Source organism: Gilliamella sp. X-57 (assembly GCF_057063565.1).
Genome location: NZ_JBXSQI010000026.1, coordinates 1 through 21,532, shown reverse-complemented (window position 1 = coordinate 21,532; position 21,532 = coordinate 1). Strand labels below are relative to the sequence as shown.

The 21,532-nt window shown below is 35.0% G+C and carries 12 protein-coding genes, 2 pseudogenes and 1 CRISPR repeat array; of the genes and pseudogenes, 7 read left to right on the top strand and 7 right to left on the bottom strand.

Annotation, left to right across the window (positions count from 1 at the left end; genetic code table 11):
* Nucleotides 1-43 precede the first annotated feature (43 nt).
* The 5 genes from ACYIAL_RS11275 to ACYIAL_RS11255 are packed head-to-tail and all read left to right on the top strand — an operon-like array spanning nucleotide 44 to nucleotide 4,320.
* Nucleotides 44-457: a phage GP46 family protein gene (locus ACYIAL_RS11275; protein ID WP_483751728.1), complete on the top strand. Its 414-nt coding sequence runs from the start codon at nucleotides 44-46 to the stop codon at nucleotides 455-457.
* The gene (locus ACYIAL_RS11270) at nucleotides 450-1,517 is read left to right on the top strand and encodes a baseplate J/gp47 family protein (RefSeq protein ID WP_483751727.1); all 1,068 of its coding nucleotides are present in this window, start codon (nucleotides 450-452) and stop codon (nucleotides 1,515-1,517) included. The genes ACYIAL_RS11275 and ACYIAL_RS11270 overlap by 8 nt, the downstream gene beginning before the upstream one ends.
* Nucleotides 1,508-2,098, top strand: a complete 591-nt coding sequence (locus ACYIAL_RS11265) for a YmfQ family protein (protein WP_483751726.1) — start codon at nucleotides 1,508-1,510, stop codon at nucleotides 2,096-2,098. Before ACYIAL_RS11270 ends, ACYIAL_RS11265 begins: the two co-directional genes overlap by 10 nt.
* Nucleotides 2,091-3,698: a tail fiber protein gene (locus ACYIAL_RS11260; protein ID WP_483751725.1), complete on the top strand. Its 1,608-nt coding sequence runs from the start codon at nucleotides 2,091-2,093 to the stop codon at nucleotides 3,696-3,698. The genes ACYIAL_RS11265 and ACYIAL_RS11260 overlap by 8 nt, the downstream gene beginning before the upstream one ends.
* A gap of 16 nt (nucleotides 3,699-3,714) precedes the next feature.
* Nucleotides 3,715-4,320 carry a tail fiber assembly protein gene (locus ACYIAL_RS11255; RefSeq protein WP_483751724.1) on the top strand — a complete coding sequence of 202 codons (606 nt, stop codon included), beginning with the start codon at nucleotides 3,715-3,717 and terminating at the stop codon, nucleotides 4,318-4,320.
* Nucleotides 4,321-4,963: 643 nt separating this feature from the next.
* Nucleotides 4,964-5,299: direct repeats of the CRISPR family, unit length 30 nt; unit sequence CTGTTCCCTATGCACATAGGGATAAACCGC.
* Nucleotides 5,300-5,409: 110 nt separating this feature from the next.
* Here the strand turns inward: ACYIAL_RS11255 and ACYIAL_RS11250 are convergent.
* Nucleotides 5,410-5,559 (bottom strand): annotated as a pseudogene (locus ACYIAL_RS11250) (IS3 family transposase); the annotation flags it as partial.
* 572 nt (nucleotides 5,560-6,131) lie between these two features.
* Here ACYIAL_RS11250 and ACYIAL_RS11245 point away from each other — a divergent pair.
* Nucleotides 6,132-7,106 (top strand): hypothetical protein, encoded by a 975-nt coding sequence (locus ACYIAL_RS11245; RefSeq protein WP_483751723.1) that lies wholly within the window; start codon nucleotides 6,132-6,134, stop codon nucleotides 7,104-7,106.
* Nucleotides 7,107-7,535: 429 nt separating this feature from the next.
* On the opposite strand, the gene ACYIAL_RS11240 is transcribed toward ACYIAL_RS11245, so the two are convergent.
* From ACYIAL_RS11240 to ACYIAL_RS11220, 5 genes are all read right to left on the bottom strand, one after another.
* Nucleotides 7,536-12,479, bottom strand: coding sequence for a DNA repair ATPase (locus ACYIAL_RS11240; protein WP_483751722.1), 4,944 nt, complete (start codon nucleotides 12,477-12,479; stop codon nucleotides 7,536-7,538).
* A gap of 117 nt (nucleotides 12,480-12,596) precedes the next feature.
* Nucleotides 12,597-14,642 carry a hypothetical protein gene (locus ACYIAL_RS11235; RefSeq protein WP_483751721.1) on the bottom strand — a complete coding sequence of 682 codons (2,046 nt, stop codon included), beginning with the start codon at nucleotides 14,640-14,642 and terminating at the stop codon, nucleotides 12,597-12,599.
* Between the two features lie 97 nt (nucleotides 14,643-14,739).
* Complete coding sequence (locus ACYIAL_RS11230) at nucleotides 14,740-15,387, bottom strand: hypothetical protein (protein WP_160432172.1); 648 nt, start codon at nucleotides 15,385-15,387, stop codon at nucleotides 14,740-14,742.
* A 104-nt stretch (nucleotides 15,388-15,491) separates the two neighbouring features.
* On the bottom strand, nucleotides 15,492-16,184 hold the full coding sequence (locus tag ACYIAL_RS11225) for a PspA/IM30 family protein (protein WP_160432171.1): 693 nt from the start codon (nucleotides 16,182-16,184) through the stop codon (nucleotides 15,492-15,494).
* Between the two features lie 23 nt (nucleotides 16,185-16,207).
* Nucleotides 16,208-16,849 (bottom strand): YjfI family protein, encoded by a 642-nt coding sequence (locus ACYIAL_RS11220; protein ID WP_483751720.1) that lies wholly within the window; start codon nucleotides 16,847-16,849, stop codon nucleotides 16,208-16,210.
* Nucleotides 16,850-19,157: 2,308 nt separating this feature from the next.
* Between ACYIAL_RS11220 and ACYIAL_RS11215 the strand changes: the two genes are divergently transcribed.
* A complete protein-coding gene (locus ACYIAL_RS11215) occupies nucleotides 19,158-21,173 on the top strand; it encodes a hypothetical protein (RefSeq protein ID WP_483751719.1) in 2,016 nt (671 codons plus the stop codon).
* Between the two features lie 233 nt (nucleotides 21,174-21,406).
* Here the strand turns inward: ACYIAL_RS11215 and ACYIAL_RS11210 are convergent.
* A pseudogene (locus ACYIAL_RS11210) lies at nucleotides 21,407-21,532 on the bottom strand (IS5/IS1182 family transposase); the annotation flags it as partial.

The window sequence follows — 21,532 nt, the reverse complement described above, 5'->3', positions numbered from 1 at the left end:
TACATAAACCGTCATTAGACGGTTTTTTTATGGCTAAAACAAAATGATATTAACAGTAAATGGTAAAAATACTTATCCCACTAATATTCAAAATAAGTTATATCGTGCGCTAATAATTTCGCTATTCACATGGCGACGAAAAAACACCAGTGACGATTCAGATCATCCATACGGTTGGTGGGGAGATTCTTACCCTAGTATAGCAAATGACAAAATTGGGTCACGCCTTTATTTATTGGCTCGCTCAAAATTAACTAACCAAACAGCTAACTTTGCAAAAATTTATATAAAAGAGGCTGTGCAATGGATGATCGATGACGGGATAGCTTCTCGAATAGAGGTTTCAGTAAAGCGAACCGATTTAACTGTTTTAGTTGCTACTATCAATATTTATAAAACAGATGGCAGCAATGAAGAATTTAGGTTTGACAACTTATGGAGTGATATTAATGTCTAGTGGATTTTCAAGACCAACATTACCGGATTTAATCACAACTATACGCAATGATTTGTATGCGCGCCTAGCTATTGATGATGAGTTGATTTCATTACGGCGTAATGACCCAGAGGTATACGGACGAGTTATAGCGGGGGCAACACATGTGTTATTAGGCTATATTGAAAATATGGCCAAAAATATTTTACCCGATCAAGCAGACGAAACTTGGTTGATCCGACATGGAAATATGAAGCGTTGCTATAGAAAACAACCTACGCCTGCGGTTGGTTATATTCGATTTGATGAAGTGGCTGATGGCATTGTTATCAATAAAGATCAAAAAGTCAGGCGTCAAGTTGATCAGCGCATGTATACAGTTACCCAAACAACCACATCAGCAAATAATGTTTTAAGAGCACCTGTAGTATGTGACGAGGTAGGTAAAAAAGGGAATTGTGATGATGGTACCAGTATGTCACTGATCACCCCTGTTACTGGTCTATCATCAACTTGTTTTGCTGATTCTATTGAGTCAGGTGCTGATGTCGAGGATTTAGAATCTTTTAGGAAACGAGTTATCGATAGATGGTATTACACACCTCAAAGCGGCGCCGATCAAGATTATGTACAGTGGGCAAAAGAGGTTCACGGCGTTACACGGGCTTGGTGTTATCGTCATTGGGCTGGAGCGGGTAGCGTTGGCGTGATGGTTGCAAATAGTGATCCCGTTAATCCCGTTTTAGACAATACCACAATTCAACATGTCAAAAAACATATTGATCCACTGGCACCGGTTGCCGGATCTATGCTGATAGTGTTTTCACCAACACCCAAACCTATTAATTTTAAAATTATGGTCACACCTGATAACCCAAAAATTCGTTATCAAATAGAAGCCGAGTTAAAAGAATTTTTGTTACGCGAAGGGAGACCACAATCAACACTATTTAGATCACGTATTAGTGAAGTGATTAGTTCATCATTTGGTGAGTATGCCCATGAATTAGTTTACCCCGATAAAGATATTTTTGTAGAAAAAAATCAGGTAGCCGTCTTCGGGGGGGTTGAATGGATTTAGAAAAACAATACCAAAGCATGGTAGGGCACTTATTGCCGTACGGTCCAGCATGGGATAAATCAGAGCCAATCCTTTTATCGTTAGCATTAACACTATCAAAAACTCACGTTCGATTAGATGATTTAATGCAAGAAATCAATCCCAAAACGACGACAGAGCTGATAGATAGATATGAGCAAATTTGCGGATTACCGGATAGCTGTTATCAATCGGATGTTCAAACGTTAACTACTCGGCGCAACCGTTTAGATTCTAAGATAAATTTGGTCGGTGGCATAAGTAAAGCATTTTTTTTACAAGTTTTAAAAGCCAACGGCTATTTAGACGCCACGATTACAAACTATAACAATGATGTTTTTACCTGTGAATCAACATGCCAAGACTATTTATATGATGAAAAGTGGCGTTTTTATTGGATTGTAAACATACCTCACAATTATCAAATAACAGAAATGACCTGTAACGACGGGTGCGATTCGCATTTGAGAACGTGGGGTGATAAGCAAATCGAATGCATAATTGAAAAATTATGCCCATCACATACTTATGTAATTTTTAAATACGGAGCAATCAATGCATAGAATTGACACATCTACTGCCCAAAGAGATAAGTTTGGTCAAGGGAAAAATGGCTTTACTCGCGGTAATCCACAAACTGGCACACCAGCAACGCAATTAGATTATCTTTATTGTGATGCTATTCAAGAAGAAATTGCCAACGCGATTGAGTTAGCTGGCATTAAACTGGATAAATTAAAGCATGACCAACTCGCTACAGCCATTAAAGAATTTGTCAAAAAAGGTAGCGTAAAGCTTAACTCATCAACTAACAGCACATCAGAAACCGAAGCGGCTACCCCCAAAGCCGTGAAATCTGTATATGATTTAGCTTCAAATGCAGTAAAAAAAACAGGCGATGAAATAACTGGGCAATTGAGATTTTCACCGACATCGTATGGAATAAAATTTTTGCACGAAAACGGAAATGAGCTTGTGCTGCGACCGTCTGGTGATAGTTTTATATACGCATTTTATGATGCTGAATCTAAAAAATGGACAAACAAATTACGATATGCTGGGAACGGTAACACTTGGCGTTTTGAAAACGTCGATGATGTGACAATTAATAATAAATCAGTTTTAAAAGCTGGGGATTACGGTATCGGCTCATCCGTCGGTGCCACTGCTAATAATTTTGATGATCATTTGGCTGGTGGATTTTATCAATGTAGAACGACAGATTTTTCAGATTTGCAACTTGCCGGTAATAGCACTGCAACATTATTAGCATATCCGAGCAGTAGCACAGCATGGAAAGTTGAACAGCTATCAGTAGTTAACTCAAAAGAGCCTCGAATTTATTATCGTTGTGACACAAAAGAGGGTAAACAAAAATGGCACGAAGCTATTACAACAGCAAATGTTAAAGATTTTGCTTATCAATTTAAAGGTCATTTAAATAATACTCATTTAAATGAAATCAAGGGTATGCAACACGGCGTATATTTACAGAATGCTAATGAGCTGGCAAGCATAGAAAACGGTTACCCGATTCCCGCAGCAGCAGGAACATTAATTGTGACACAAACAGGTGGAGATGGAGCTAAGGGCTGTGTGCAGATTTACACAGATTATTACGCAGGTCGTCAATTTATTAGAACTTATAGGGACAATCCGAACGTCTGGTCTAACTGGGTTGAGCAAATTACAACTGCAAACATCAATGACTATTTGCCTGTTGGCATACCTCAGCCATGGCCTCAGGATCGACCACCTGCTGGCTGGTTTGAATGTAACGGGGCATCTTTTGATGTAAATCAATTCCCGCGTTTAGCTTCTGCATACCCAACTGGTCGATTGCCCGATCTGCGCGGTGAGTTTATTCGTGGCTGGGATAACGCCCGAGGAGCTGATCCGTATCGCGTAATATTGGGCTGGCAAGAAGATGCAATACGTAATATAACCGGAGAGTTTTCTGTTTCTGTACGTGATCGACGCAACACAATTCAACCTCCAGTGGGTGCGTTTAGAGAACTCTATCAGTTTGATTCCAGCTTAAGGATGGGCGAGCCTGATGACTGGGGGCGTGTATATTCATTCGATGCATCACGCACAGTACCAGTCTCTCATGATAACCACCCTCGCAACCTTGCATTTATGTATATAGTTAAAGCAGAATAATTTTAGGAGATTTACAATGAAATACCAATTACAACCAGAAACAGCAATCTTAGACAATGATGGATTAACCATAAAAGCGGGATGGGCAGTGATTTATAATGTTGATTCCAACGGAGAATATTTGGGCGCTACGTATCAGTATTTGCCGATTGGTGTTGGTGTACCTGCTAACTCGTATTTAGATGTACCAAAATCAGTTAAAGACAATAAAGCGATTGTTAGGACTGGCGACAAGTGGATATACCCAAACGATCATCGCGGTAAAAAAATCTACTCAACAGAAAATGGCGCAGAATCAACAGTAACAGAAATCGGCGACATCCCAGCCGATTACACACTATTGAAGCCGTCTAGCGAGTTTTGCTCGTGGGATGGAGAAAAGTGGGTATTGGATGAAAACAAACAGCATCAGCATTATATAGCTGTAGCAACAGCACAAAAAAAACAGCTATTAAGCGAAGCTACTACGCAGATTGATTACCTACAAGACGCAATTGATACTGATATTGCAACCGACGAAGAAAAAGTGTTATACACCACTTGGAAAAAATACCGTGCTTTATTGAATCGTATTGATGTCGATACTGCGCCAGATATCGAGTGGCCAGAAAAACCACAGTAATAATCAATTATTCTGGATAGTTGTATTTGTTTTTTGTGTATAATCGGTGCAATTATCTAGGATATCAGAGTTAATGAATGTCATTGCCCTAATTTTAACATTGTTGCCTATCTTTTGAATCTTCGAAAATTTACTGATTATGCCACATCGCTATTAAGGTACGTATGGCTCTTTCTCCTTTCCCATTCGTTTGCGGGTAGGTGTATTTTGTAACATTTTGATTAATAATATTATTATTGCCTGTTTTAACAAATAGATGTTCACTTGTGCTTTGATATTCACGATCATTATCGGAATAAATACATTAAATGGTATATTATTCTTCATCAATAAAATTTATTAACTCATTAAATTTAAAATAATTTCACGCTGAAACGGTATAGAATCCTGAATATTTTTAACAAAAATTGCGCTTTTTTAATAAAGAAATACCTTGTTTTATTGCTAACTATGTTATAACTATAAGAAATTTAAAGATTAATTGGTAGAATAAAAAAAGCGTCATATTCTCTATCTTATTTTTAATATTAATTCAATAAAAACAATGTGTTATGAAATCATTGTTATTTTAAGAATAATTAAAAAAGTTGGTAGAAATTTAAACTAAAATATTTTAATTATAAAACAAAATGTTATAATTGGTCTGTTCCCTATGCACATAGGGATAAACCGCGATGAGATGATCGGGTGAGGCGAAGGAGAAACTGTTCCCTATGCACATAGGGATAAACCGCCTCCAAATCTTCCGCCTAGGCTATACCAATCCTGTTCCCTATGCACATAGGGATAAACCGCAGCGACAGCGAAACAACGAATGGCATTGCGACTGTTCCCTATGCACATAGGGATAAACCGGAGCGGTCTATTTATAATATTGCAGCACAGCAACTGTTCCCTATGCACATAGGGATAAACCTGGAAATTAGAAACGTATGAAGTCAGCACCGGCCAGTTCCCTATACACATAGGGATAAACCGCACGAATGATGTTGAGGCAACTTCTTTGGGATAAATATTTAGAGTATAAAGAATGGAATGGCAACACATTTTCAAACAAAAAAATGAAGGGGGTAAATGTTTTTTTAATTCGACGGGGGGCAAGTAGCCTAACGAAGAATGTAATCGTTTCTGATTATACCAATAGGCATAAGCCGAAAAATCGCGTTGTAACTCAGCTGTTGAGTTGAAACGTTGGCCTTTTACAAACTCGGTTTTAATTGTTTTAAATGTCGCTTCCGCTACCGCATTGTCATGTTAGGGAATTCGCTATAATTCCCTAACTCGGACTGGTCACTATAGCTATTTTGAACATCTAAGCTGCACATGCCTGAAACCACTACACCCAATCCATTCCACCAACCTAAACAAAAACCTCAATATTAGGCAAAAAATTGTCAGGAAATATATTGATTTCATTTTATTTTTTGATTATTAATAATAAAATAATATTCCAATCTATTAAAGCATTTCATAAAACTTAATTGAAGCCACTCCTAAATAATTTTCGCCCAAAAATCTCCCAAAAAAAGCTAGCCAAGCTTTTTTAAAATGGTTATAATTTCACCGATTATTAAAAACAAGCTTATTTAATAAGCAGATAAATATAAAAAATCGAAATAAAACATAAATTTACTTGACAGGTGAACCATAATGCAGTATCATTTTAGACACCAGACACCAGACACCAGCACTGGCAAACCTACGGCTTAAATTTATCAAATAGACGCATCAGACGAGTTTCTTTTCTTGCCTCGTTTATATTCTCGAAGTTATTTCACAAATCACTATCAAAATTATCCCGAAAAGTCCTGTTGGCATTGTTATTATTGTCATGTTTATGGCATTTGCCGGCATTAGCTGGCCAAAATGGTCGAGGGAATAATCGTAGTGATGCTATAATATTCCCGCCGTCCAGTCCCCCAGCAACTATCTGGTTCGTTACCCCAATGTTGTTTTCAGGAGCTAGAGACAGAGATATCGCTGACATGTGGGACAGGGATTTGGGATTTATCTTTAAAGACAAAGACACCAATCCCGCATCATACGCGCTTAATTTTCCGACTGCGGGGGCAAATGGATTGTATTTTGATTTAGTCATATATGGCTATGTAGATGGATTGACATGGACGCCCGTGACGCATGAAGGAATTACCGCGACAGTGAAACAGATAACAGAAATGGAGCGTTTAGCTCGGAATCGGAATTGGTTTTTAACCAGACATCCATTCTCATTCGTGCGTGTGACGCTAACAGGCCCTGATGCAAGCGCTCAGCGGGGTAATCCCCATCCAAGTCGAATTCCGGTGCCAAGGTTACCGCAAACTTTTGAGTTAGTGGGTAGAGATCCTTATTATGGTGAAGAAGTAATAAAATATGGATTTGTTCTGCAAAAGTGGTTCGTGCATCAAGGAGGCTCACCTTGGTATACTTATTCTGATACTGTCGCTTGGTGTGGGGGGTTAGGTTATCGAGTGCCACAGGTGAAAGAGCTGACTAACGCAGTCTGTGATTTTCATAGATGTGAAGGGGCTGTTGGTGCCACGCCGTCCTCAATAAAAGGTAATTATAGCTCACGTTGGATAGGAGCAGGGTTCTTTACGGAGTGGGGAGAGGTGTTCTATTACCGCGGAGCAAACTTTGACTCTCTCGACTACTGGACGAGCGATTCTCGGGGAGATCGATTTAAATACATGGTACAATCGAATGGTCACATAGATTCCGACTTCGTGCTCGATGTCGACGGGTTTAATGTTCATCGACATAACTCTATTTGCGTTACTCCTTAGTTTTTAGCATTTAGTTTTTAACTCTTAAGGTCGCGGTTGGGTTTATGGTGCTAATTAAGGATAAGTTATCAAATAACCAAGCTCCATCGCAAGGTTGGACTAGGGGAGAACAAAATAGTGCGTTTGCGCTTTTGTAACTAGATAATCAATTTTTAAAGTTTAGCTAGGTTTTAGACGCTCTATCATCTTTTGATGTAGAAAGTAACAACGGTTACCACGTCCGATTTAGCGGATTGACCATCCCCTCGCTCAGGCGAGGGGGGAAATTGTGACTATTTTGGCTAGCAAACATGAAAATCTCCAAAATCAGTCATATCCAACCAATTTACTTCACAAAATATCACTTTATTTTTTGTAAAAATAGTCAGTAATAACTTTGATTTTATTCGATTTTTATAAAAGCAAATTTTTATCCAAAAGCGCTATTTTTTATAATTTCAATGCCTGCACGCTTTGTACTAAATCAGCAAGCTGTGTAACAATTTGAATGCCTGTATTTGCTTCATCGCCACCAAGCGTTTTGTTGCGCATAAAGTCGGTTTTAATTTGTTGCCAGCGTTGAGATTGTTCTTTGGTTAATACGCCACGGATTTCTGCCAATTTTAGTAAATTTTCTTCAGCGCCGTTGGTGAGTAATTGTGCCTCGCCAAGATAGTGATCTTCAATGATTTGATTTAATTCTTCATCATTCATAACCGAAGATACTTTTTCTGCTAGCTTATTCATATTTCGATAACTACCTTGCAATTTAAATGGTGGTTCTGTTCGGTATTTATCGGATTGTGCTGCGCTGACAATGTACTGTTGATTGACTTTAAACACGACTTCACGAATTTTTAATAAATGACGAAGTACAGCAATAATTTCGCTAATTTCAGCTTGGCTATAAGTGTAGCTAAGTTCGTTGGTATTAAGTGGTTTTCCTTGTGCATGATCGATTAATCGATAAAGGTCATTAAGATCACGCAGGGCAAGAGGCGAAAGAATAGGATTGGATGTTAAGCAGTTTTCAATATAGCTTGACGCAAATACTTCATCCATGCCTCCAAGCACTTCACCTAAGTTATAAATATCTGCACGGTTAGCCAACATATCAGGAATTTTAAAGACTTCGCCCGATTCGGTATAGGGGTTACCCGCCATAATCACACAGAATTTTTTGCCTCGCAGATCATAGGTTTTGGTTTTACCTTTCCAGACCCCTTCAATACGTCGAGAGCCGTCACAGAGTGAAATAAATTTTTGTAAAAATTCGGGATTGGTATGTTGGATATCATCAAGATAAAGCATAACGTTGTTACCCATTTCAAGTGCTAAGTTAAGCTTTTCAAGTTCTTGGCGAGCTGTTGCATTGGGTGCTTGCTCGGGATCAAACGATAACACGCTATGACCTAATGCCGGTCCATTAATTTTCATAAAAATTAATCCCAGACGATTAGCGATATATTCCATTAAGGTTGTTTTACCATAACCCGGTGGGGATATAAGTAACAGTAATCCCATTAAATCGGTGCGACGACTTTCCCCCACTGTGCCCATTTGTTTTGCTAAGTTATCACCAATAATTGGTAAATAAACTTGGTTAATAAGTTTATTACGCACAAATGAACTTAATGGTTTTGCCTTAAATTCTTCAAGGTGTAAAAAGTGGCGTTGTTCTTCTAAAACCTCTTGGCGAAGCATTTGGTAATGTTTAAATTCTGGAATTATTACTCGTGATTGTTTACGCATACGACTGAAGAAGTCATCTAGATTTATCTTTAATACACCTTGTTTGATGCTTGGATGTTCACCTAATAGATCATTAACTGTAATATCAAGGTCAATTTCGCTAATTGTTGTGGTGATGCCATTTTCTTTATCTAAAATACATAGCATAGCTGCTTCAGCAATATAAGCAGCGAATTTTTGATACTGAGGTAGGGTACATAGTCCTTTAAACCAACTTTCGATTAGGTTCCAACGATCGGCTATCCGTGACATTAGGTTTAATTGTGATTGATTAAAGTCCCCCCACATGTGAGACTGCTCTAGTCGTGTTTTTAATCCTTCAAACAATGTCTGACTATATTTACTTAACGTAAATTGTTGCGGTGTTTCGGCTAATACATAGCTTAAATATTCAGATGCTTGTTTTATGTGGTAATTATCATGTGGTATTGGATATTTTTGTAGAAATAAACCAAGTTGTTCTGATATTTCTGTACGTAGATTTATTAAGCCTTCTTCATGACCAAACAGTGAATAGATATCCATACAAGTTTTAGCGCGTTCTGGCCATAACTTAGCAATGTCATTTTTTTGGTTATAATGCCAATAAAGCATCGCTAGACTGCGTGCTAATGGGTTATAACGTAGCAAGCCTGCCACTTCGCCAAGTGGAATAAGTTTTAATAATATCTTTACAGCATCATGATCGTGAATGCCTTTTTCATAGCCTTCTCGATATCGTATTGCCGCATAATCGCGTACTGTTTTATTTAATATTACGGGCTGATTTAATTCGCTAACAAGATCATCATAGCTAAAATCATGTTCTTTTTTTAATGCAGAATTAATTATTGAGTAGGCTAGGTATTCTGCCCGGTAAACCGTTGGGGATTCTGACTCTAATGACATTGTCCAAAACGGTTTGTAGCTTTCTAGCTTAGGATGCGCTAATTTTTCTTGATAGTCGGTACCTGTTAATTGTAAATATAAGTGGTTTTCTTTAGGTACAACGGTTAGGTCAAGCTCTTGGGTATTGACGCTAAACTTATGCCTTGGACCGAGTTTTATGACATTACCGCCTGATTCAAAAATTTCTGATTTATCACGTAACGCGCGTATTGCTTGATCTTGTGCGCTTTTAAATCGGGATTCGATATCATCAGCTTTAACATTATCAAATAGTGCTCTTAATTTTTCGACAATTTCACGAATTTTTTGAGCTAGAGGATCGGCAACAAAAAAAGCATTAAGTTCAGTTTGATCTGAAAACTTCGCAGTTCTTCTTGGTATGCTATCTAAAATTCGTTGTGCTGCAGTAAGTAGTGCTTCACTGCGTCTGGCCCTATCTTCAAGTAGTGCTTGTTTGTGAGTTTCAAAAGATTCTAGCACCTCTTCGCGCTTTGCTAAGATATCATTTAAAAACTCTTCGCTTTCGCTAAACTGATTTTCAAGTTCTTCTAATTGAACTAACAGCCTCGAAAGTTCATCATCACATTTTTCAGGTGTTGTTGCGAGCCCTAATGCATTGGCTATACTTTGACTAAATAGTTTAAATTGGGCACCAAATTGGGCGACCATTTCAACACTAGACAGATTTTTCCGTTTTTGATGAATTCTGGCTTTCGTTTGATTAAGTTTGGCATAAACTTCAGCAATTGATTCAATGATTTTGGTTTGCAATGTAACATCATTAAATTTTAATGATGCCATTAATTGAGATAACATATCTAAATCATTAGACATATCATCAGCTATTTTGGTTGGCTCGCTAAGTTTTGCGGCAGAGTCTGCTTTAGTAATGTCATGCTCAATATTATCAATTTTTGATATGAATGGCGCTAAGGCTTGTTCACTACCTAAAAATTCCGCAGTGGCTAAAGAAACGATAGATTGGCGTTTTTTTAGTTCATCTTCCATTATATCGATTTGGTTTAAATCGATATAACGGTAAGTTCTTAATGTGACAAGGCTACCTAATTGCATTTTTATGGCATTAAGAGCATCAACATATTCTTGGGTTTCTTTCCAACTATCTGGATATAATTTTGCTAATAGATCTTGTTGATTTGAAATTGCTTCGCGCATAGCGCTATTTGATTGGCGGCGTATACTTTCAACTTTTTCATATTCATCAAGCACTAATTCGCTTGTTTGCGAGATATTACGAAGAATAGGCGCAAACGGTAAATTTTGTTCATCACTTAACCAAAAGTAGCTATCAAAAAGCCGTTTAGTGTCTTCACTTAATTTGCTATATAGTTGGGATGATACTGATTGATTATCAATTTCGCGAGCAATAAAATAGAGATCAGAAATACCACGAACTAGATCAGCATTACCAATTCTACCTAAAAAGCTGTTATTTGTTGGCTGTCTTGCGGCAAATTCATCGCTATAAAATGGTGTTTGCCAAATTTGCATTGGGTGGACGCGAGTGGGGTCATTATTTTCACCCTCGAATACGACCATTCTGCCATCTTCGAACACGGCATAACCTTGACCTAAAATAGGATTATCCAGTTTGCGCTCAATCATATTATAATTAAATAATGCTAAGCGACCAGAAGTTGGATCATAAAATATATATAAAACATCTTCACCATTAGGTGAACGTCTGATACGTCTAAAACGCATTCCCGACATTGACTGATCAAATGTTTTGTATTCGCCATTTTGTAAATAATAACCACCAGGAAAAATAATGCCATGATCTTCTGGAAGTTGGATACAAGCTTGACCTATAAAATCAATTCTTTGTACTTTTTGTGTTAGTATATTATAGACTAAATAACGCCAATTATCTTCACGATAAGGTAATACCTTTAATAGAATTAAAGATCCTACTTTCGCGTACTCTATTTTAGCATCATTGATGGATTGATTTTTATCGATAACATCTTCGCGGTAAATGCCAAGACCATCGTTGGTGTTATTTTCACATTTTATGGTTAAATCACCGCCAATGGTTTCAACAAAAACAGTATCTAACACATTTACATGTGGGAATCGACCATTAACGATATTTTCACGAGTGGTCTCTTGCCATTCAAAATCGTAAGCGGGCGGAAGTGCAATATCACGCTCTCCACGATTATCAATATAATTAATGTTTTTTTTATCGTTTGATATAGACCATCGAAAAACACGAATATCGCTAACACGTTCACCAATTTGGAAACTGGCAAGTAGTTTTCCATCACGTTCAACAAGTTGTAATAACTGTGCATTTTTATAATATGTATATAGTTCATTAAAGTCTTGAACAAACCGATCAATATTTAAAAAGGTGTTAGAAATATCAACTAGATCCGCTTCGTAATTACCATCACGTTCCATCAATTGGTAAAGTGAAAACACATCTTCTATTTTGGTCTCTTTTTTTAACCCCATAAAGACGTTATATCCAAATAATAACCAATCGCCAAAACGTACAATGTCTCGTGCAATACAATTATTTTCAGTTCTTATCCGAATACGGCTAATAATTGACATGTCACTTTTGCCAAATTCAGCAAGCCTTTCTTGGTTTAGTGCCTCTGTTTTTTGGTTAAGTTCTTGTCCGAGTGATGTTAAACGTTTGCGAAGAATTTCATAAGCGCCACCTTCAGCAACGGCGTTATCAAGTATTGTTTGTTGTTGATTTTCTTGTTCTATTTCAGCCATTTTTAACTCGTTGATCATTATACAGAAAGGTTATTGTCTTTAGTCGGTCTGTACAACCAACTAAAGACAGTTGATAGTGATAATTCGAATTAAGAATTATCTAGAAGTATAAGATTTTTAACTATCACTTTCTTGGTTACTATCGGATGGTAAAAATTGCTTAGCTAAGGCTTTTAAATCTGCATTTTTCAACGCATCTTTTAAATCGATATTTTTGTTACCGGATAAGCGTGATAATACTGACTGCAAGGCAGATTGCAGAACAGGGCTTTGATTAACTGTTCCTTCAATAGCTTTACCCACACTAATTGCTTTAGAGAAGCTATTAAAGAAGTTATCATTACCCCCAACGATTTCAATATTTGCTTTACTAAATGCTGCTGCAAGAACATTTGCTTGTTCGCGTGCAATGTCTTTATTGGCAGCAATAGCAGCCATAGCTTGTTCAAATCCTTTTTCAAGAGCTAAACGGAACTCTTCGTGGTTTTTCGATTGTTCATTCATTGTGCCCATTGCTTGGAATTTTTCAACTAAACCATTTGCTTCTGCGGTTAAGCGTTCACGAATAACCAATGCTTCAGCAAGACCTTGTTCCTTAGTTGCTGCTGCTTTAGCAAAACCAATTCGTTCATCGCCTCGAGCTTGCGCCGATAGTTTTTCTTCAAGCACTTTAGCTTCAGTTAAACCTTGTTTTTCAGTCGCTATTGCTTTTGCTTCAATAACTTTTGCTTCTGATAAGCCTTTTTCTTGATTACCTCTCGCTTCGGCAAGTAAGGTTTCAGCTGTAATATTGGCTTTGACTAATCCTTCTTTTTCTTCGGCTTCAGCTCGTGCTTTACGAACTTTAGCTTCAGCTAAACCAATGGCTGCTTCTTCGGCTTCAATACCTTGTGCTAATTGTTTTTTAGCTTCTGCCTGTTTAGCTGCGGCTTCGAGTTCAGCTTGAGCCATGGTGCTAATTTCAATGGCACGGTGTTTTGATGCTTGTTCATCGGCTTCAGCTTGTTTGACTTGTTTAACGAGTTCTTGTTCGGCTCTTGCCTCAGCTTCAATAATTGTGGTTTGTTTTTCACGATCTGCTCTTGAAACTTCACGCACTTCTTTGATGTTTTCTTCTTCGACTGCAACGGTTTTTTCAACAGCAACACGTTCTCGAATGACATTGGCAATAAGTTTTTTTTCTTCTTCAAGTACTTTATCTTTTTCAATTCGTTGTAGTTCAACTTCACGTTCACGAGCAACGATTTCAAGAGAACGAGCTCTTTCAACACGTTCTTCTTCAATAGCAATAGCTCGTAGGCGATTTTGTTGTGCAACTTCTACTTCACGCAGGCGATTTTCTTCACGTACTTCGATTTCTTGTTGAGACTGGATTCTTGCTTGTTCTGCTTTTAAGCGCTCTTCTTCTTGTACTTTTAATGTTTCAGCAGCTTCGCGAGCACGAATTGTTTCGATTTCGCGTTTTTGGCGTGCTTCAGCATCGGCTTGCTGACGTTCAAGCTCTAATTTTGCTTCAATGGTTTCGGTATCTTTTTTCTTTAATGCTAATTCAAGATCTCGTTCACGTTTGTTTGTTTCATCTTTATGAACAGCAGTAATTGACGTGATTTTATTGATACCTTCCGCATCAAAAATATTATCTGGATCAAGTGATTTTATTGGTGTTTGTTCTAAATAATCGATGGCAACATCTTCTAACGCATAACCATTAAGATCTTTACCGATAACGTCAATAATACGTTCACGGAAGTTCATGCGATCCTCAAACAACTTTGATAATTCAAATTGTTTACCTACAGTTTTCAGGGCTTCTGAAAATTTCGCACTAAAGAGCGAACTAACTGCTTTTTGATCTGATGCTCTATCTACACCAATTGATTTGGCTACTTTTAATACATCTTCAGTGGTTTCGTTCACTCGAAGATAAAAAGCAACGCAGATATCTGCACGTAAATTATCTTTACAGATTAAACCATCTTTTCCTCGACGTTCTACATCAAAAGTAATTAATGAAATTTTCATAAATTCTTTTTTGTAGATAACAGGGTAAACTAAAGCACCTGTAAAGTGTACTTTGGGTTTTGAGGTCATATCATTAACGATAAGTGCTGTACCTTGAGGAACTTTAATATAAAAAGCTTTAAATAATAAGAAAAATCCCATTATAACTAAAAAAATAATTCCTACTGTTACAAGAAAAAATATTATTGTATCTGTATTTATATGCATAATTTACTTTTCTCCAAAAAATAAAATCTGACTATCCGTTAAATTCTTCAATGCTAATGATTTCGTAACAATTATTGGTTGTATCATATCGTAGTAGTATTGCTTTATCTCCACGTTTAAATTGATATGTTTCATCACATCTAACTTGTAAAATTAATCCCGCCCCACCATCTTCATAAGTAGCTTCTCCTTTGATTTTATTTACAGTGCTAGAACGTATTTCAACAATTTGTCCTAATAATGATTTATGATCATTGGTTGCACTTAGCTTTTTGAATAAAGGGCGAATTGGTTTTATAACGAATGCAGTAAGGTAAATTGAAATGGTTAGGGCAATAATAAAAATAAATAATCCGACTAGGTAATAGTACAAAATAAAATCATATAAAGGTAAAACCAACAAGCGAAAACCAAAATAACTTGTGAACCATCCGAATAATGAAATTAAGGTGATAACAAGTGTCAGTGGCACATCATTAAGACCAAATTTTAATAATAAACCACCTAATGTTGATGAGGGTGCATCGGTTGTGATATCGTCTAGGTTAATTGTAATATCCAAACAATCAATACTTAAAATACCGATTGCAGCCATTAACCAATACATAACACAAAGTGTTAATAAGGCGCTAAAAACAACAACCGGAAAGGAAAAGAATATTCCCAAAAAAAGATCCATTATATTTCCTTTATACTCATGTTTTTTAAACAGCTATGATAAATAGCTAGCCATTTATATAATTTTATTCGGTTATTTTAACTTAAAAAATAAAACTTAAAAATTTAATTCGTTTGTTTTTCCTTTAATCTGGCTAAAATTGTCACGGCATTTTGATTGCTCGATTTTATTCCTGCTTCCTCAAGTTTACGATCAAGTGAATCTTGATTTTCTGATACCGATAATTCTTTTTTTGCTTCGATCGTTGCAGCCGTCTGTTCTTGACGTTTTTTAATTCGCTCTAAAGAATCCAAAGCTGTTTGTAATTTTGTTGTTGAATTACCATAACGTTGAGCAATAGCTGATTGGGCTTTTTGCACACTCTCTGTGGCTTTTACAATATCGACTTGTTGTTTAAGATTACGAATGTTAATTTCCGTTTGTGATATTGTTTGACGTAGATTTTTTACATTTTCAGCAAAATATATTGCTTGTGTTTTATGAACTTTGTGTTCGTTTTCAAGAACTGAAAGCTTTTCAGCCACTTCTAAAGCTAACTTTTCATTATTTTTTTCTAATGCTTTGATGGCATAATTTTCATATTCAGTGATTTCAGCTTGAATTTTTTCAACTTCTTTTTCTGCTAATTTCTGTTGAGCAAGTATGTTTGCTAATGATTCTTTAGCTTGTTTTAATTCAACATCTGCATCGCGAATTTCTTGGTCTAATATACGCAGCGCTTGTGCATCGATAATTGTTTCGCCTGCTTCATTGACACCGCCACGAAGTGCTGTAACTAGTTTTTTGAAGATAGCCATTGTTAATCTCCTTGTTATTTATTTTAACTCAATTTGTTAATGTTAATATGTTGTTCATAAGCTTCGGTAGCTTTAATGACATTATCCGATAAAGTTTCTAATTCATAAATGATATCGTTTAGTAATGAAGATGCACTCAACGCCCCATACATAATATAATTTAATGAACCATCGCCTGTTTTTTCAATCGCAATGGTTGATAATGGAAATAGTTTTCGAGTATATAATATCTCTTCATTAAATTGAGTCGGCTGTTTGACAATATCAACAGGCCAAAGTAGGGCTTCAACGATAATTTGTTGATTAGAAACACTTAAAAATAATGGTAGATCACCATATTCATGCATAACGATATGCAAACAAGCATCAATACCATCGATAACTTCAATGCTAGCAAAACCTTGTTTAGCTAATTGTGAATCATGTAAAGCTTGATAAAGATCTGTAATTGACAAAACTTCATTTTTTTTCATTTTATTGTTTTCCTGTTTATTGTTAAAGCATGTGTTACTGACTAGACGAAACTGTTTTTCAATTTCGAGTAATTTCGTTGCATTTTCGGGTAAAATCCAAACTTCTTTTTTTATTAGACCTTGTTCACGCAAGCGTTGCCTATATTGTTGTTGATAAAATGCAGAGCTTTTGGTCTCTTTTGTTTTTTTCATGGACTTTTTGTTTAATTTAATTATTAATGTGTTTTATATTAACACAAAATTATTACATGTAAATATTACATGTAATAATTTTATTGCTTGTATTAAATAAATTTGTAAGCGTTATACAACGTGATATTGATAAAAATTAAATGGGGTGTGATGTTTAAAAATGAGTATTACTTACTATAAAGATTTATCAAAATGTTGGAGAAAGGGATTTTTGTTGCAGGGCCTCGTTAGCTTTACAACAATAAGCACTCTTATTAAGATGAAACAGATAATGAATTTTGTAGTTCATATATGGATAATTTTATGAGAACACGAGCATTTAGACGGCATCAAATTAAACCATGTCTAAATAATAGAAAAAATGATTTTTATTCTAGTGATTCTAGAAAGTCACTTAAAAGACATATAACAACACCTACATTTTGCTCATGTTGGATGTGTGGTAACTTAATATTTATAAAATTGATTTTGCTCTAGATAAAAACCAGCTTGTATATATAATCGCTGACTAAATTAAGCTGATGAGAGTTGATTTTTTTATGTGAAAGTTTACATTCTTTTCTTACTGACTATCTCGATTTAGACGATATCAAGCACACCAAAGCCTATGATCATCAAACGAATGGGATTGGTGTACGATTCTATAAAACGATGAAAAGCGAACATAATAACGCCATTTTAGAGAGGGATTTATACCGAACCGATCCCCAGCAAAATATTGGATTGTACTCACTTCTATAAATTGTTCATTTTGGTAATATCATTATTCATATTTGTTTGATGATATTCGACCATTGGTAGAATATCATCAAACTTGATTATAATATATTTCAATATATTCAGATAGAACTATACTGGCTAGCTCGCGTATTTAGTAACAGCAGTCATGAATAATATGTTTTTTTTGTGTGTGAAAAAACGTTAATCTACCATATTATTCCAACAATATTCATAATATTCCTAAGTCTGTACTGTAACAATAATCTCTAAAAATCGGTACCCCAATATTTGCTACTACGACCTCTGTGAAGTGCAGTATTCGACGCAAAATTTTTTGGCTATGATATTATGACCCATATAATTTTTATCTATATCATAGTGGTTGTCTTTGTCTGCTTTTGGTCGAGGGTCATTCGCAATATTTATTAGGTTGTTTCATTTTTAAGAGGTTCAACAAAAGGTAACAATTGATCTTATTCAAGATCATTTTCTGGTATACCGTTATTAAATTCCGAAAAGAAAGCTAGCAAGTAGAAGTGTCAGGGTTAAATAAAGCTGATAATACAATTTTAAATAATTAAGAATATTATAATAAACCAGCAAATATTTGTCAAGAAGCTTCGTGAAATTTGCTCGTTTCAGTATAAAACCTCGATGGCGTTTACAAATTAAAAAATTTTAATTGATAAAATATAAGTTTACCTAAATCCCTTTTTTAACAAGTTTTTAGCGGCAAGATAAAGCATGTTTAGCTAACATAATTTATTCTTCAAACAAATATTTTAACCAAAAAAAAGGTTAAATTTTAATTCAAAATGGTTTATACTTTAGCCTTATGATCGTTGTTTATACTAAAAGTAATAATTATATGAAAATAAACAAATGACATAAATTAAAAAGAGTATGTATTGATTTTAAATGGAATAGTCGAACAATATGGCAAGTAAATTAAATCACTTTCTTGATCAGTTAGTTCAATGATTGGGTAGTATTAGCTTAATATTGGCCATTGAGAGCGATGCGTTGCTAGCCTAGCGTTGTTGCATTATTTATTAGTATAGGCAAATCCCTCTAAATCGATATGAAGTAAGTTGAATTTAGTTTTTTAGATCTAAATTACTTTTAGCGTCAAAAGATAATACATTAAAAATTATAGATTCTTTTGTCTAAGAGCAAATAAAGTATATTTCATCTAAATGCTAACAATTGAACTTATTACAAATTTCATTTCCTTTAATTATTATAATTCTTATTTTTCATACTAAAATAAGATTATCTTTGTTGATTATCTATATGCTTAATGATTAATTTTATATTAATGAAAATAACATTGGCATTTGATAATAGGGATAACAAATTGTGAACTAGCAATGTATTTCGGTTCAGAATTAGGCAAAAGTTAATTAGTAGTAATAGTTTATTAATTTACTTAATTATCCTCACTAATTGCTTATAGATATAAAAAATAAAGCCTTGAGCTTTATTAAACGATTTTCAGAGCTCAATCTATAAAGAATAGGAAAAGTTATTTAATTCGCTTATAAATGGATTCATTCAGAATAAAAATATTATAAAAGGTCAATTATAAATGAACATACTTTTAAAATTCAGACAAAAATACTATCGGTACTTTATGTTGATACTTTTTTTCATCTGTAGCGTTACTTCTAGCAAGTTAGTATTTGCTCAAGATGCGATATGTGCAGAAGTAAAAATAGTTATAGAACAAAAATTATCATTTGAACGACAAGCATTTGATGCACGAATGATAATTAATAATGGTCTAGAGGATTCGATACTAAAAAATATACGTATAGAATTGCTTTTTACTGATAGAAATAATCAACAAGTAGTGACAACTCAAAATGCTAATGATAACGATGCAAAGTTTTTTTATCGCATTAACTCATTATCTGGCGTCAATAGTATTAATGGTGATGGTGAGATAAAGGCAAAAACTAAAGCTGAAGCTCATTGGTTAATTATTCCTGCATATGGTGCGGCTGAATCTGATAATACATTATATTATATTGGTGCTAAAGTTACTTATACATTGAATGGACAAGAAATAAGCGTAGAAGTGCCACCTGATTATGTTGTAATTAAACCTCAGCCGTTATTAACATTAGATTATTTTATACCAAGCGAAGTTTATGGGGATGATCCCTTTACTCCTGAAATTGAACCATCTATTCCTTTTACATTAGGTGTACGTGTTAAGAATGAAGGTCACGGTACTTCTTATAAAACAGTCATTGATTCTGCCCAACCTAAAATTGTTGAAAATAAACAAAATTTATTGATTGACTTCAGTATTTTAGGTAGCTATTTGGGAGATCATGCGGTCAACAAAAGTTTATTATTAGATTTCGGTGATATTGCTGGGCACACATCTAAAGTCGGACGTTGGGATATGATGACTAGCTTGCATGGTAAATTTGTGGAATTTGATGCAACTTTTACCCATGCTGATACGCTAGGTGGCTCAGTAACATCTTTATTAAAAACAGTAAATACGCATACCTTGATTCATAATGTAAGAGTAGATTTACCCGATAGAGATAATATTACAGACTTTTTAGCATTAGATGGTGATGTAATTCGTGTATATGAATCCGAAGGGTTCAACACAGATCTATCAGATCAATCACTTAATGCCACACTCACTACAGTTGGTAAAGAAACAAAACTCGTTTTTCCAAAAACGGAAGGACAAGTTTATGTAAAAATAGCTGATCCAAGCTTAGGCAATCAAAAGATGAATAGGGTAATTCGTTCTGATGGCAAGGTATTACCTGCAGAAAATATTTGGCAATCCAAAATTCGTAACGATGATTTATCTTGGTCTTATTATATTAATTTATTTGATACTAATAGTACAGGAAGTTATACCCTATATGAGAGTGATACAAACGAAATAAAAGCAGTAGTAGGCACGTTTTTAGTAACAAAAGGTGCCAAATATTCACTTAATGAATTATTACCAGAAAACTATTATTTTGAAGCCAATAAGTCTTATATGATCGAATTTATTGGTAACATAGCTTCTCGTATTTGCGCAGGGAAAAATAATTTTGATCAAAATACTAAAAAATGTAAAACGGGTTTAAATAGGAATTATACTTTTAATAAAGATGCTTTTAAAACAGATATTTTTATCCCTTCTAAGTCAGGCATCCTTCATGGAGATAGTCATATCACAGGAAGTATCTATCTACTTGCCAAACAAACAGAAACGATAAAAGTGATCGTTGTGCCTCTTGATATGGAAAATTCATTAACCAATACTACATCAGTTATAAAAGGTTTTCGGTATTCATTGAATGAATTATTACCTAAAAATTACAATTTCCAAGCGGATAAGTCTTATTTGGTTAAGTTTTCTGGCGTTGCAATGACTAGTCGTTATTGTCCAGGAAAAGCAAATTTTGATTTGGAAAGTAAGGTTTGTAAAGCAGGGGTAAGTAGAGATTATAGTTTTAAATCCGATATATTTATTCCGTTTAAATCAGGTATTCTTGGAAAGAATAATGAATTTACAGGTAATTTCTATATGTCTGCTACTAAGGATGGAGATATCAAAGTATATGTAACACCATTATAAAATTTGTTTGACCATCCCTATCAATCTTAACCTATATAAGTAAAACATTACTTATATAGGTTAGCTCTGACTATTGATAGATTAATTATAAAAATGGTCTTCAAGTTTTTAATATTTTTCTTAAATAATTAGTAACTTTATAGGTTGTACTTATGCTGCTTGTTTTATAACAAATACCAAGATTTATGTTCTATCTTAATAGGGGCTGTTGATCTTTGCTGTACATAAATTACTCAACAATACATTGGCAGCCACATTAACATAAATGCCAGTGATACCATACTGGCATAATTCCTTTCTAACTTATCGTATCTAGTTGATATTGAACGATATTGCTTGATTCTAGCAAAGGCATTCTC